This is a genomic window from Arcicella sp. GW822-FHT02H01 (assembly GCF_058802005.1).
Genome location: NZ_JBXANT010000001.1, coordinates 4577411 through 4593793, shown reverse-complemented (window position 1 = coordinate 4593793; position 16383 = coordinate 4577411). Strand labels below are relative to the sequence as shown.

The window sequence follows — 16383 nt, the reverse complement described above, 5'->3', positions numbered from 1 at the left end:
TAATCGCTACAACCCATGAAAAAAACTATATTATTAAAATTGGCAATATTTGTTTTAGCGACAATTATTTCTAATGTTATATTAGCCCAATCTGTAATAGTCAGCCCAGATAAAAACTCTCTTGTTGAATATAATCCAAGAATACCTATGACATCCCTTTCAGGTGACCATACCAGTATTCAATCAACAATTAATTACTTTGATGGATTAGGTAGACCTACTCAAACTATTCTACATCGAGGAGGAGGAACTGGCACTATTCCTAATGATATTGTTAGTACGCAACTCTATGATGCTTTTGGTCGTCCATATCAAACCGTTATGAGTGCTCCAAGTACAGCAAACCTTGGTACATTCCTTAACAATGCTAGCTCAGTTGCCAATACTTTTTATAATGATGCTAATCCATATTCAGAGGTTATTTTTGAAGACTCTCCAATTAATACACCTTTAAAAAGCTATGGAGTTGGACAGGCATGGCGAACAGGGTCTGGTCATTTTATCAGCAATACTTATGGAAGTAATACAAGCAATCAAGTTAGAAAATACACATTCAACGCTAATTCTGTTACTTCAACTAGCTATGATGCAAATACACTATATAGAAAAGAAAGTATTTCAGAACAAGGGAGTAAGACAATTGAGTTCACTGACAGGCAAGGAAGAATTCTAGAAAGACATATTTATAATGGTAGCGAAATTCTCAAGATAGCCTATGTTTACAATGATTTAGGACAAGTAGCTTATGTAATTCCTCCTAAAGTTTATGACAGCATGGCTACTATTGATGAAAGTCTAGATGCCTTTAAAGAAGGTGCTTACGGATATCGTTATGATTCTCAAGGAAGAATTATAGAAAGACATACACCGGGTGGCGGATGGGTACAAATGGTGTATAATAAACGAGACTTACTAATTCTAACTCAGTCTGAATTACAAAGAACCAGTAATAAATGGTCTTTCAATAAATATGATGCCCTTAATAGAATTATTCTAACAGGTGAAATAAACGATACTCGTACCTTGTCATCAATACAAGCGGCAGCTGATGCTGTTACCACTCAAATAGAGTCTACAGGAACAAACTTATTAGGTTACACGAACTCTGCTTTCCCTAGCTCAATTACAGAAAGTAATGTTCGGACTGTTAATTATTATGATAATTATTCTTGGGCAAACGGAGACACTAATTTCTCTTTTGAAAATAATACTAATATTTCAGAGCAAAGATATAAGCAAGATAATGCTCCTGGGTTCATTACAGGTACTTGGTTAAAAAAAACGGATGATAATACATGGAAAAAAACGGTTATGTATTATGATAATAAAGCTAGGGTAATACAAGTTAAAACTAATTACACTGAAGATGGAGATAATAGAAGTCTATTAAATGATACTCAATATTCTTTTGTCGGAGAGATATTAAAAAATCATAGTAGATATAGTAGATCGAACCCAAGTCAAACAATATTTACAAAGTCTGAATATAGTTATGACCATATCGGAAGAAAAACCATATATAGTTATGGTATTGGTGCTACAGCTTCTATAACAGTTCAGGAAATAGCACGGTATAGCTATGATGCTGTAGGAAGAATGATTGTAAAGAAAATTAAGCCTGGTAGTTATAATGCTTCTGTGAATGGAGCTCAATTAACAGTCAATGGCATAGCTTCTACACAATCTAATACAACAAACGGGACGATTGATGCATTACAAACTATTGATTATGAGCACAATATCAGGGGGGGACTAAGAAGTATCAACGGCGGCAATACATTAGATGCCACTCAGAATGATCTTTTTGCACTACAATTAACAACTCATGAAGATGGACGATATTATGATGGAAATATAAGCTCACAACAATGGTTATCTAAGGTTTCGCCTTTGACTAAATCTTATATATATACTTATGACCCTATTAGCCGATTAACCGATGCTAAATTTACTTTTACATATAAAAATGGGGATTGTGCTCCAATGGATTATAGCGTTAGTGGAATCAGTTATGATAAAAATGGGAATATAATGACCATGCAAAGAAAGGGAGATAAAACTCCTCAAAGTGGACAGATTACTTGGGGACGTATTGATGGCCTTGACTATACCTACCTTAATAGCTATAGCAATAAGCTTAAAAAAGTATCTGATTTAGAAGGGGTGGCAAATCCTGATGTAGGAGATTTTAGAGGTTTAAATACTACTGATACTGATTACGAATACGATGTTAATGGAAATCTAATTGTTGACAGAAATAAGGGGATAAGCGAGATTTTATATGATACTTATTTAAACTTGCCTACCAAAATTACTCTTACTTCAGGCAAATCGGTCATGTATTGGTATGATGCTGCAGGTGCAAAACAAAAAAAAACAACATCAGATGGGGCTACAACAAGCTATATGGTAGCTTTGGTATTTGAAAAAACAAATAATATAATATCTTTATCTCAAGCAGCTACAGATGAAGGAAGAGTTATTCCTAATAGTTCTAATGGATATGATTACGAATATTATTATACTGACCATTTGGGTAATTTACGTTTAAGCTTTAAAGAAGTAAATGGATTAGCAACTGTAGTAACTGAAACAGTTACTGATCCTTGGGGACTTATATTAAAGAATTTAACCTATAATTCTAACCCTAGTAATACAAATAAATTTGATTTTACTGGTAAAGAAAGACAAAATGATTATAATTTAAATATTATTGACTTTGGAGCTAGAATGTTTCAACCAGAGTTAGGAAGATGGATGTCTATTGACTTATTAGCAGACAAATATAGAAGACACTCACCTTATAGCTATTCTATTAATAATCCATTAAAATTTACTGATCCTAATGGCATGGAGATACGTTCTATCAATGGAGGAGTAGAGTTTACGGGTAATGATGCAAGAGAATTTCTCGAAGTATTTAGAGGAAGTAAGGTAAATGTAGCTATTGACATTAATGGCGATCATGGTCATTTAGGTTATGCAGAAGCTGACAGAAAAGTTAATTATACTCATTGGGCAATGTTTACAGTTTCAAATATATTTCTCGCTAAAGATGTATTAAGTACATTTGGAGATAAAAGCATTAAAAATTTAGTATTTGGTTCCCATGGTGTACGGGTAAGAAAGTACAACTCTACCGAAATAGAAAGTTTTAAGTTTAGAACAGACGATATAAGTAAAGATTTTTTCACTATATCAGATTTAAAAGATCATAATGAAGGCATAAAATCTAATGCTAGCATTGATATGTTGCAAAAAATGATGAGTAAAGTGGCTGATAGGGGTAATTTTATTTTTGCAGTATGTTATTTAGGTCAAACTGAAAGTTGTACAGACTTTGACTTTGCTGAACATTTAGGTAAACTTTCTGGAAATAGATTCAATATGTATACATTTAGTGGATTTACTACTATATGGAGATTCAAACCTCCTGGTAGTCCCGCAATAGCTATTGGAAATATGCATCTTGAACCTTTGAGTAATTCTGAACATTATATTATTGGAGCTTACTGGAACCATATAGTTCAAGGACAGATTCAAAAGAAAATATCTCAAATTATATTAAATGATTCTACAAATCCTGTACAAATTAAAAAATAGCAGACATGAAAAGAATATGTTTATTAATTATTTTATCTTTTAGTTTCAATTTTTCACGAGGGCAAATTACTTCACAAAATTGCAATTGTGAAGTAGAAATGAATGAATTTTCTTTTGAACCACAAGTCTGCCCGTTTAAAGAAGAACTATTTTGTAATCAAACAAAGCTTTTTTTTCAAAAATCTACTCTTATTCCGAAGGTCAAGTTTGCATATAATGATAAAAAACATTTTTCTATTGATATTAATGTAGATTCACTAGGTCGCTTTATTTATTATTATCAGTATAAGCGCTATTATCCTGTCGATAATACAATTATTAGCGACTATGTCAACAATGTTTTGAAATATTTTTTATGGGATATTTCATCTATGAAAGTAAGTGAATTCCATGATAATAATAATATTTATCACTTATCGGTTTGGGTAATTATGGATAAGAAAAGATCAGTAATAGTAAAGACTCAAGCAATAGGAAAATACATTACCTCTATTTATTCTTTATGTAAACCTTAAATATTTGATTATTAATGACATATTCATTTATACTAGTTGGTCAGGATGTTGGCTTTCTCTAGTTATGAGTTCACCTAAGACCTCAAAATAAAAGAGCATCTCACTAGAATGTGGATATGAGCAAGAGTTTTATTTATTTCTCAAAGTTTCCTAGAGTAAATAGAGTGTTACTATTTCAGTCTAAGGACTATTTTGAAGATTATTATAGTTTTGGAATTCGTTAAAATTATTTTTGATTTAATTAACTCTGTTAATGGCAATTCACGATATTAAGCACTAGAGGCTCTTTATCAATAAATGATAGTTAAAGGTATTTAATATAAATATCATCATGCCTTTAACTATCATTTGTTCTATTTTACAAAACACTAACAATGCTAACATCAGTATCATAAAAAATATAGCAATGAAAAAATCTATACCCTACATTTTATCAAACGAGAATATACAAAGCGATGGTTTTTGGGGCAAAACTTTCTCCAAAAGTATTATCAACAAAAATTTGTATCTACCCCTATTATTAATGTTATTTTCAGTGGTACAAGCCATTGGACAATTAAGCATTGATGTTGGTCAACCTATTAATTTAAAGGTAACTTCAGCACCAGCGGGCTCAACGTATCTTTTCCTATTAGTTAATGAGGCTGATGGTAAAATTAAGTACAGCTCTGGTAGTACCAGTACAGATAACTATACCTTTAATAATGTTGTTTCTGGCAGTTATACAGGGCAGTTATTAATTTATCCTACTGTTGGACAAGTACCTACGATAACAATCGGAAGTGTTTTTTCAACATTAGCTTATACACCATCTGTCAGTCAAAGACTTGAGGTAAAGCCTGCTTGTTCTACTACAACATGGAGTACTACATTTACCAACTTGCCTAGTAATACTACTACAAAGTATGTTTTGGTAGAAAAAAATAGTCAAAAGATTGTCAGTAATGGTGCTACAGCAAGTTTTACGGCACAAAATAGTGATTTAACGTATCAGATTTATGCATTTAGTTCTAGTGATGCTAACTCTTTTTCAGGTATTGAAAATGGCAAAAGTTTAATCGATGTTACAGCAACATGCCTTGATAAAACAGCGGGGCCAACGTATAAATACTGTGTAAGTAGTTGTCTATTAGCCTTAGATAGAAGTATATGGGCGCCTATCACTACAGGAGCAAGCCAATTAGTAGCAGTGACGGGGGTAACTGGAACTTGGACAGCTACTTCAAACGCAAGTTCTTGGCTTACTGTAACAAACGGTTCAGGTACTAACAATGGGAGCTTTACTATTAATGCAAGTGCTAACAGTACTGCTGAAACAAGAACTGGAACAATTACGGTTTCTGCTTGTGGTACAACGCAAACTATTACAGTTACACAAGTAGGAAGTGCTACACTAAACGTATCACCAACTACTTGGTCACCAAATTATTCGGCAATTAACCAGACATTTACAGTAAGTTCAAACACAAATTGGACAGTAACAAATACAACCTCATGGATTACTATTACTAATGGTAGTGGTACAGGCAATGGGAGTTTTGTAGTAAATCTATCTCCCAATCCTAGCACTACGGCTCGGATAGCTACTATTGTAGTAAATGGACAAAACATTACAATTGTACAAGATGGTAGCCCAGCCTGTGGTGATACTCCGCAAAACTACTGTTGGAGTACTGCTATTCCTCAAAATCGGTTTTTGTATAGATCATATATACCAACTCAAGTCTCTGGACCAAAGTCAAGTTTAGATGGAGGAAGTCCTCCTTTTAATGGAAATGCGTGGTTTATTCAAAGTGGAGCTGGACAACCTGGTAGTGTTGTCTATCCTCAAGGCACAAATGACATGCTACTGCCAATAAATGCTGTACCATTTCCATATAGAATAGATATGCCAAATGGTGTACAGGGCAAAACAGCTAAATTGTATTCAAATGGTGTACTAATTTGGTCTAAAGTGATTTCAGATGGGGAACAAGTGTATCCAGATTTTACTGCTGTTACTAACCAAGCAAGAGTATATTTCGTCATAGAAGATGCAAATAGTTTAACAGTATCACCAAGTACTTGGGCACCAGAAGGTGTTGCAAGTAGTCAAATAGTTACAGTAAGCTCGAATATTAACTGGACCGTATCTAGTAATGCAAGTTGGCTAACAGCAGCAGTCAGCTCAGGAGTAAATAATAGTAGCTTTACAATTAATACTACAGCTAATACTGGTGCAACTAGAACTGGAGTAATTACTGTATCTGGAAATGGTTTAACAAAGACTGTTACCGTAAATCAAGAACCTCCTTTAAATGGTGTTCCTTGTGTTGTTAACAAAGTAAGATTATTATTTAGAAACTGTTGTGTAGACCGTCTGGTAGGAGCTAAAATCCAAGGTTCTAATAACAACAGTACATGGACGGATCTTTACACCATTACTAGTAATGCAACATCTAGCTGGCAAGAGTTTGCCTTTAGTAATACTACAACTTATCAATATGTACGTTTTGTGGCTAGTGCTAATGGGTACGGAGAATTACTCGAACTAGAATTTTATAATGGTTCAACCAAATTAACAGGTACTGTTATTGGAGATGGACAAGCATTGGATGGTAATATAACAACATTATGGCATGGAAGTGCTGTTGGTACTGGAAACTATGCTGGGTTACAACTGAGTTATGCATGTACGATAATTCCTATTCTAAGTTTATCTCAAAATAGTTGGTCACCTTCAGATGCTAGTAATACTTTAAATGTTAGTGTCAGCTCTAATGTGGCTTGGAAAGCAACTAGTAGTGCAAGTTGGTTAACCGTGAGTCCAGGAACAGGCAGTAATAACGGAACTCTTACCTTAACGACAACGGCTAATACAGGCTATAGTAGGTCTGCTATCATAACTGTAACAGGGGGTGGGATTACTCAAACTATAACTGTAAATCAAGCAGTCTCTACAATTACTGGACCTTGTATTGTTAATAAAGTAAGATTATTATTTAGAAATTGCTGTGTGGATCGTCTGGTAGGTGCTAAAATTAGAGGCTCTAATAACAATAGCACATGGACAGATATTTACACTTTTACTAGTAATGCAACATCTAGCTGGCAAGAGTTTATTTTAAACAATAGTACCGCTTATCAGTATGTACGTTTTGAAGCTAGTCCAAATGGGTATGGAGAATTACTTGAATTAGAATTTTATAATGGTTCAACCAAATTAACAGGGACTGTTATTGGAGATGGACAAGCATTGGATGGGGATATAACAACTTTATGGCATGGAGGTGCTATTGGTACTGGAAACTATGCAGGGTTACAATTAACTAATGCATGTACGATAACATCTCCTACGCTAAGTTTATCACAAAATAGTTGGTCTCCTTCAGATGCTATTAATACTTTAAATGTTGGTGTCAGCTCTAATGTAGCTTGGACAGCAACTAGTAATGCAAGTTGGTTAACTGTAAGTCCAGGAACAGGAAGTAATAATGGAACACTTATTCTAACAACTGCAGCTAATATTGGAGATACTAGGAATGCTGTCATAACTGTAACAGCAGGTGGAATTACTCAAACGATAACTGTAAACCAAGCAATTTATGTAAATGCTGCACCTTGTATTGTCAATAAAGTAAGATTGTTATTTAGAAATTGCTGTGTGGATCGTCTGGTAGGTGCTAAAATTAGAGGCTCTAATAACAATAGCACATGGACAGATATTTACACTTTTACTAGTAATGCATCAACTACTTGGCAAGAATATCCACTAAGTAATACTACTCCTTATCAGTATGTCCGCTTTGAGGCTAGCCCAAATGGTTATGGAGAATTACTTGAATTAGAGTTTTATAATGGTTCAACCAAATTAACAGGAACTGTTATTGGAGATGGACAAGCCTTAGATGGAGATATAACAACGCTATGGCATGGAGGTGCTATTGGTACTGGGAACTATGCAGGGTTGCAATTAAGTAATGTATGTACGATAACTGCTTCTACTATAAGTTTATCGCCGAATACTTGGAATACTTCTTCGGGAGCTAGCAACCAACCCATTACTGTTACTTCAAATGTTCCTAATTGGAATGTATCAAGCAACGTCGCTTGGCTTACTACAACAGCTAGCTCGGGTAGTAATAATGGATCTTTCAACATTAATGCTACTGCTAATACGGGAGGAGCAAGACAAGGTATTATAACCGTCTCTGCAAATGGAGTAGTAAGTCAAACAGTTACTGTAAACCAAACGGCGCCTCCAATGACTGTAACGCCAAACTCTTGGTCTCCAAGTTATAATACGGCAAATCAAGCATTTACTGTTACAACAACTGCTACTTGGAATGTCACTAACCCTGCATCGTGGATTACCATCAATACTCCTTCGGGGTCTGGTAATGGTTCTTTCACTGCTACTGTTACTGCTAACACTGCAACAACTAGTAGAACTGCCAATATTTCCGTTACTAATGGTGGAGGAATAAGCCAAATTATTTCTATTACACAAGACCCAACTCCAACATTAACAGTGTCACCAAATACTTGGGGTCCTAGCTCAAGTGCTAATAGCCAACTTATCACTGTAACATCAAATATCAATTGGAATGTGACTAGTAGTGCTAGTTGGCTTACTGCTACTACTAGCTCGGGTAGTAATAATGGTTCTTTTACCATTAATACCACTGCTAATACGGGAGTCGCAAGATCTGCAACAATTACTGTCTCTGGGAATGGAGTATCTAGTCAAACGGTAACTATAACCCAAGCTGCACCACCATCTCCTATAACCGTAACTCCAAGTACTTGGTCTCCAAGTTATAATACGGCAAGTCAAATATTTACTGTTACGACAACTGCTACTTGGAATGTAACTAACCCTGCATCGTGGATTACCATCAATACTCCTTCGGGTTCTGGTAATGGTTCTTTCACTGCTACTGTTACTGCTAACACTGCAACAACTAGTAGAACTGCCAATATTACCGTTACTAATGCTGATGGAGTAAGTCAAATTATTCCTATTACACAAAACCCAACTCCAACATTAACAGTATCTCCCCCTACTTGGAATACTTCTTCAAGTGCTAATAGTCAGCTTATTACTGTAACTTCAAATATCAATTGGAATGTGAGTAGTAGTGCTAGTTGGCTTACTGCTACTACTAGCTCGGGTAGTAATAATGGTACATTTACCATTAATGCAACAGCTAATACTGGAATCGCAAGATCTGCAACAATAACTGTCTCAGGGAATGGAGTATCTAGTCAAACGGTAACTATAAACCAAGCTGCACCACCATCTCCTATAACCGTAACGCCAAGTACTTGGTCTCCAAGTTATAATACGGCAAGTCAAATATTTACTGTTACAACAACTGCTACTTGGAATGTAACTAACCCTGTATCATGGATTACTATCAATACTCCTTCAGGATCTGGTAATGGTTCATTCACTGCAACTGTTACTGCTAACACTGCAACAACTAGTAGAACTGCTAATATTTCCGTTACTAATGCTGATGGAGTAAGTCAAATTATTCCTATTACCCAAGCTGCAAACCCTATATTAGGAATATCTCCTACTACTTGGTCTCCTAGCTCAAGTGCTAGTAGTCAACTCATCACTGTAACATCAAATACTAGTTGGAATGTGGCAAGCAGTGCAACTTGGCTTACCGCTACTACTAGCTCGGGTAGTAATAATGGTACATTTACCATTAATGCAACAGCTAATACTGGTGTCGCAAGATCAGCAACTATAACTGTTTCGGGGAGTGGAGTAGCTAGTCAAACTGTAACTGTAAACCAAGCTGCACCACCATCTCCTATAACCGTAACTCCAAGTACTTGGTCTCCAAGTTATAATACGGTAAGTCAAATATTTACTGTTACAACAACTCCCACTTGGACCGTAACCAACCCTGTATCATGGATTACTATCAACACTCCTTCGGGGTCTGGGAATGGTTCTTTTACTGCTACTGTCACTGCTAATACTGCAACAACAATAAGAACTGCCAATATTACTGTTACTAATGCTGATGGAGTAAGTCAAATTATTCCTATTACCCAAGCTGCAAACCCTATATTAGGAATATCTCCTACTACTTGGTCTCCTAGCTCAAGTGCTAGTAGTCAACTCATCACTGTAACATCAAATACTAGTTGGAATGTGGCAAGCAATGTCGCTTGGCTTACTGCTACTGCTACTTCGGGTAATAATGATGGTTCTTTTACCATTAATACCACTGCTAATACTGGCGAAGAAAGACAAGGTATTATAACCGTGTCTGGTAATGGAGTAACTAGTCGAACTGTAACTATAACCCAAGCTGCACAACCAATACTTTCTGTTAACTTAAACTCTTGGTCAACAGGTTATACTGGTGGTAGTCAAACAGTTTTAGTAACATCTAATATCAATTGGGATATTACCAGTAATCAAGCATGGCTAACAACAACGCTAACATCTGGTAGTAACAATGGTAGCTTTACCATGAATGCTGCTGCAAACACTGAATATAGTCAGCGTTATGGAACTATTACTATATCAGGAGGTGGGATAACTCGAACAATTACCGTAACACAAGCAGCCACTCCTTTATTAACAGTCTCACCTCCTACTTGGAATACTGGCGTACTTGCTAATAGTCAACTTATCAATGTTACTTCAAATCTAAGTTGGAATGTCAGTTCAAATAATGCTTGGTTAACTGTTAATTCATCCTCAGGTATTAATGATGGTAGCTTTACTATTAGTACTGCTAGTAACTTTAATACTTATGCTCGTACTGGTACAATAACTGTTACTGGTGGAGGGATTACAAGAACAATCACCGTAAATCAAGATAAAACAACTACCTTAACTGTGTCTCCAGAATCTTGGAATATTAGCCAAGCAGCAGCAAGTCAAACAATTAGTGTTACTTCCAATACAACTTGGACAGTTACTAATCCTTATGAAGCAACATGGATTAGTTTCAATAAAACAACTGGAAATGAAGATGATAATTTTATTGTAACGGCCACTGCGAATACTGGTACTCCTTCTCGTACAGTTAATTTTAATGTGGTTAATTCAAGTGGACTTACAAGAATTATTACGGTTACACAAGCAGGAAACCCTACATTAATAGTCTCTCCCCCTACTTGGAATACTTCTTCAAGTACCAGTAGTCAACTCATCACTGTAACTTCAAATATAAGTTGGAATGTGAGTAGTAGTGCTAGTTGGCTTACAGCTACAGCTAGCTCAGGTAGTAATAATGGCTCATTTACCATTAATGCTACTGCTAATACTGGAATCGCAAGATCAGCAACAATAACTGTCTCTGGAAATGGAGTACCTAGTCAAACCGTTACTGTAACGCAAGCTGCACCACCAGTACTCTCTGTTAACTTAAACTCTTGGTCAACAGGTTATACTGGTGGTAGTCAAACAGTTTTAGTAACATCTAATATCAATTGGAATATTAGCAGTAATCAATCATGGCTAACAACAACGCCAACATCGGGTAGTAACAATGGTAGCTTTACTATGAATGCTACTGCGAACCCTGACTATATCAGTCGTTCTGGAATTATTACTATAACAGGAGGAGGGATAACCTTAACAATCAGCGTAACACAAGGTGCCACTCCTTTATTAACAGTTTCACCTCCTACTTGGAATACTGGCGTACTTGCTAATAGTCAACTTATCAATGTTACTTCAAATCTAAGTTGGAATGTCAGTTCAAATGATTCTTGGTTAACTGTTAATTCATCCTCAGGTACTAATAATGGTAGCTTTACTATTAGTACTGCTAGTAACTTTAATACTTATGCTCGTACTGGTACAATAACTGTTACTGGTGGAGGGATTACAAGAACAATCACCGTAAATCAAGATAAGACAACCACCTTAACGGTATCTCCAGAATCGTGGAATATTAGCCAAGCAGCAGCAAGTCAAACATTTAGTGTTACTTCCAATACAACTTGGACAGTTACTAATCCTTATGAAGCAACATGGATTAGTTTCAATAAAACAACTGGAAATGAAGATGATAATTTTATTGTAACGGCCACTGCGAATACTGGTACTCCTTCTCGTACAGTTAATTTTAATGTGGTTAATTCAAGTGGACTTACAAGAATTATTACGGTTACACAAGCAGGAAACCCTACATTAACAATATCTCAGAATATTTGGGAACCTACTTCGGTTGCTAGTAGCTTACAAATAAATGTTAGCTCTACCATAGCTTGGACATTGAATACAAGCAATCCTTCTTGGCTTACTTTAAGTTCGAGTGGTAGTAGCAATAATGGTAGTTTTTGGATTTCTGTAACTGAAAATACTGGTGAATCAAGTAGGAGTGGAACAGTAACTGTTAGCGGGGGCGGTATTACACTAACAGTCTCTGTTACACAAGGGAGAGGACGAGAAGTAACTCTATTACCAATGCCTTTTTCTAACAGTACAACGACTACTGGAACCAATCAAATAAAATTAACTACGAAAGAAAGCAGTGATAAAATTCAAACTTTAATATATCCGAATCCTGCTGAGGAAAATATTACAATTGAGTATTATCTTGATACAGATCAAAATGTAACTATTTCTTTATATGATATACAAGGTAAGCTAATAAAAGAATCGATTATAAAATCTTCAAAAGGGAGAAATAAAGAAACACTAGATATTAGAGATGAAAATATTGGTATTTATTTTTTAAGACTGACAACATTCACTAAACAAGAAGAGTTTAAGGTATTTAAGACTAATAAATAAATTTAAAATAGCATTTATTTCAGGAGTGCCCAATGAACTATGTCAGGGCTTTTAGTTAGCTAAAAAAACCTGACACAATTTAATAAACACTCCCAAAAGTCATTGCGTATTCATGTATCCCATTGAATCCCTTTAAAACACAAAAGCAGGTCGAAATGAATTCAACCTGCTTTTAGAAAAAGATTTATACTTATTGAATTTTACTAAATTCCTTAATAACTTCTACCTCTTTTAATTTCGAAGTCATCTTGACTTTTTTATTTTCTTAATTGCCATGATAATAAAAGCGATAAAGTTAAATTCCATCCAACTTGAAAGCGTTGTATCAAATCGATTTAACAAAGACCCTCACTCTCTACAAGGTCACATATTTGTCTGATTATGAGCATAATCCTACCTCAAAAAAGGTAGGATTTTTTGTTTTTGGGCATTTTAAAGCCTTTTCCCTGTCTTAAGCTCCTACAATTCAAAAGAAATATATCTCAGCCAAAATTATTCTGGTGGCAAAAGTGGTGGCACTTGTAAAACGTCTGGTGGCACTTTTCGGCATTAAACAAATAACTTTTTAGCAACAAGTGGATTTTTTTAGATTAAATGTTCAACACTTAATTTAATATCTACCACATGAAAAAAAAATCCTAGGACACCGTATGGAAATTCTATTTATGCGTCACAGTTGTAGCAATCCGTCCTACTCAAAAATTTACACCAAAATCAGTTACAATGGAGAAAGAATCGAGCTTGGTTCAACAAACATTAAGATTCTTTCAGATAATTGGGATACTTTAAATAAAAGGATTAAAAATGATGACCCTTTAGCAAGTTTAAAAAATGAAACGCTTTCCCAAATTGAATCGGACATCCACTTTGCTTACAATTTGTTAAAAAGAAAAAATGAACCTTTTGATGTTAAGAAATTAAAACAAACAATTTTGGATTTCGGGAAACCTCTTCCTGAAGAAAAAATTATAGCAGAACCGAGTTTTATCGAGGTAGCAGATGCTTGGCAAAAATTTGTAAAAGACCCTGAATTGTACGGAAAAAAATTAAGTTTGGGTTCTTTAACAAAATATAGAAATGTAAGGGATAGTTTACTTAATTTTTTCCTATATAAGAAAGCTCCTAAATTAACAATTTCAGAATTTACTCCTACTTACTTAAAGTCGTTTAGGTTTTGGATGGAAACCCATGAAAAATATGCTCCGCTAACTGTGCACAAGAGATGTCAAGTAGTCAAACAAATTGCAACTTGGGGGGCAAATAATGTAGATGGCTGCCACATTAATCCTATTGCTGACATAACATTTATTGAACCAGAGGCTGATGATTTTATTTACCTTTCCGAATTTCAGTTTCAACAACTTAAAAATCACAAATTTAGAACACAAGCTAAACAAGAAGTAGCAGATTTATTTATCATTTTTTGTAAGACGGGCTTTCACTATGCTGATTTAATTGAAATTATAAAGACTGCTAAAGATGAAAAGGTAAAAGAAAAGCACTACAAATTAGGTATAGATGGAAAAATGTGGATTTACAAATCCAGAATTAAAACAAAAGTAGTAGCTAAAGTACCGTATTTTGCCGAGGTAGAAGAAATTCTAAATAAGTACGATGGATGGGCCAACTTACCTATAAAATCAAATGCAACAATGAATGATCATCTTAAACTTATCGCAGCAGAATTAGAATTTCCTGAAATGCTTGTCCAAAAAATTAGTATTAAAGCTGGTAGAAAAACCCTAGTCGATTGGTTATTGAATGACAAAGGTTGGAGTACAGACGGTGTTATGGTTTTACTAGGAATTAAAAACCTTAGATATTTAAGTAAGTATGGAAAAGCTGATGAAAGAAGGGTTGTAATTGAAATTCAGAAAAGTAAGAAATACAGGGCATTCCTAGAAGCTCAAGATTTAGAAAACTTAAAAATTACCAATATAAGTGGTATATTTTCAAATATGGGACTGTAAATTTATTATACTAAAACACCTTAACATGGACTATCAATTAAAAATAATCCCTTCCTTTTTGTTATCAGAATTTTGTCTGAGCTGGAAAGCTCAGACAAAATCTGCTTTTATTGATTTATATGATGCCGAACTCTCGACAGATAATTTCTGCTTTTATACAGCTGTTGCTTCAGTATATTCTAGTAAGATTGAAGGAGAAGAAATTGAACTTGATTCATATATCAAATACAAAAGATTTGGTATTGAATTTTTGCCTGAGTATACCCAAAAGATTGATGATTTGTACGATGCCTATTCTTTTGCCAAAAAGAATACTTTAAATCGCCAAAATATTGTGAAAGCACATAAACTTCTTAGTAAACATATTATTTCGAAACAGTACCAATGAAAACTGCGCACACAATATATGTATGTAACTACGCCAGATAGTAAAATTGAATATGTAGCAACTTCGCCTTTTATACTTGAGGTTGAAATGGATAAATTTTACCAAGACCTCCAAACACTTTTAGCTAAACCCTTATCTATAGAAGAAGCCTTTTATTTTGCAAGTATGATACACTTAGTTTTTGTAAAAATCCATCCTTGGAATGATGGCAATGGACGAACTGCCCGATTACTTGAAAAATGGTTTTTAGCTCATTTTTTAGGTGAAAAAACATGGTATATCCAATCAGAAAAAAATTATTTCCTACAACTCGCTACATATTATCAAAATATTAGAACATTGGGTTTGGAATATCTCGAATTAGACTACAAAAATGCAATGCCTTATTTGTTGATGTTGCCAAAAAGTTTACTGTAAATAACAGGTATAAATACCCTATTTTAATAAAAATACTCTTCTTGGTTTTAATAATAATATTGACACATAGTAATTTTATAGTAAAACTTAAATTCGTAATACACAAATGAAAAAACTACTTTTTACACTAATCTATTTATCAATTCTATTTCTCTCAGCTTGTAAATCTGATTTGGAGCCAATTCCTTCTTTTGATATTGCAACAAAGCTTCCTGATGAAGGAGTTATTGAGGTTAGTAATAGATCTACAATGTCACAAAATGCAGAGATAAGTTGGGGGGATAACACACCAAATACTCCAATTGGAAATTCACCAGATACAAAGTATCATACTTATTCAAAAAATGGCACTTATTCAGTAACCTTAAAAGCATTTAATGGTAGTAAATCTAGTAGCATAACAGAAAAGGTAAATATTACAAATGTTTCTGGTCGACTTGGTCTATACAGAGAAGGTGATTTTGGTAGCGTTTTATCTCCTTCATTCTTTTGTACAATTTCTGGAAATGGAATATATCAATACTTCTATATTAATACTAGAAATACTAGCAACCCGAGCAGTTGTGCTGGGATTACAGATACAAATATTTGGAAAGTCCAAGCTGGAACATATAAAGTACATGTTGAAAATATGGCAAAAACTTATGTTTGGGATTTTAATACACAAGTTGAATCTGGGAGTTGCAAAATTATAAAGTTGGGGGATTAGAATTTACAATTAAGCTTTTGGGT

7 protein-coding genes are annotated in these 16383 nt (G+C 34.5%); all 7 read left to right on the top strand.

Annotated elements, in window-relative coordinates:
* The first annotated feature begins 15 nt into the window (after positions 1–15).
* Positions 16–3603, top strand: a complete 3588-nt coding sequence (locus AC1RNE_RS19150) for a DUF6443 domain-containing protein (protein ID WP_492803173.1) — start codon at positions 16–18, stop codon at positions 3601–3603.
* Positions 3604–3608: 5 nt separating this feature from the next.
* Positions 3609–4118: a hypothetical protein gene (locus tag AC1RNE_RS19145; protein WP_492803171.1), complete on the top strand. Its 510-nt coding sequence runs from the start codon at positions 3609–3611 to the stop codon at positions 4116–4118.
* A 406-nt stretch (positions 4119–4524) separates the two neighbouring features.
* Positions 4525–12876: a BACON domain-containing protein gene (locus tag AC1RNE_RS19140; protein ID WP_492803170.1), complete on the top strand. Its 8352-nt coding sequence runs from the start codon at positions 4525–4527 to the stop codon at positions 12874–12876.
* Between the two features lie 650 nt (positions 12877–13526).
* Entirely contained in the window at positions 13527–14846 is a 1320-nt protein-coding gene (locus AC1RNE_RS19135) for a phage integrase SAM-like domain-containing protein (RefSeq protein WP_492803169.1), read from the top strand.
* A 25-nt stretch (positions 14847–14871) separates the two neighbouring features.
* Positions 14872–15234: a hypothetical protein gene (locus AC1RNE_RS19130; protein ID WP_492803167.1), complete on the top strand. Its 363-nt coding sequence runs from the start codon at positions 14872–14874 to the stop codon at positions 15232–15234.
* 18 nt (positions 15235–15252) lie between these two features.
* Positions 15253–15651 carry a Fic family protein gene (locus AC1RNE_RS19125; protein ID WP_492803166.1) on the top strand — a complete coding sequence of 133 codons (399 nt, stop codon included), beginning with the start codon at positions 15253–15255 and terminating at the stop codon, positions 15649–15651.
* Between the two features lie 106 nt (positions 15652–15757).
* Entirely contained in the window at positions 15758–16360 is a 603-nt protein-coding gene (locus AC1RNE_RS19120) for a hypothetical protein (RefSeq protein WP_492803164.1), read from the top strand.
* The last annotated feature ends 23 nt before the right edge of the window (positions 16361–16383 follow it).

What these genes read in the sequence shown, in the direction of transcription:
- AC1RNE_RS19150 (WP_492803173.1), top strand. Translation starts at nt 16, where the DNA reads ATGAAAAAAACTATATTATTAAAATTGGCAATATTTGTTTTAGCGACA.
- AC1RNE_RS19145 (WP_492803171.1), top strand. Translation starts at nt 3,609, where the DNA reads ATGAAAAGAATATGTTTATTAATTATTTTATCTTTTAGTTTCAATTTT.
- AC1RNE_RS19140 (WP_492803170.1), top strand. Translation starts at nt 4,525, where the DNA reads ATGAAAAAATCTATACCCTACATTTTATCAAACGAGAATATACAAAGC.
- AC1RNE_RS19135 (WP_492803169.1), top strand. Translation starts at nt 13,527, where the DNA reads ATGGAAATTCTATTTATGCGTCACAGTTGTAGCAATCCGTCCTACTCA.
- AC1RNE_RS19130 (WP_492803167.1), top strand. Translation starts at nt 14,872, where the DNA reads ATGGACTATCAATTAAAAATAATCCCTTCCTTTTTGTTATCAGAATTT.
- AC1RNE_RS19125 (WP_492803166.1), top strand. Translation starts at nt 15,253, where the DNA reads ATGTATGTAACTACGCCAGATAGTAAAATTGAATATGTAGCAACTTCG.
- AC1RNE_RS19120 (WP_492803164.1), top strand. Translation starts at nt 15,758, where the DNA reads ATGAAAAAACTACTTTTTACACTAATCTATTTATCAATTCTATTTCTC.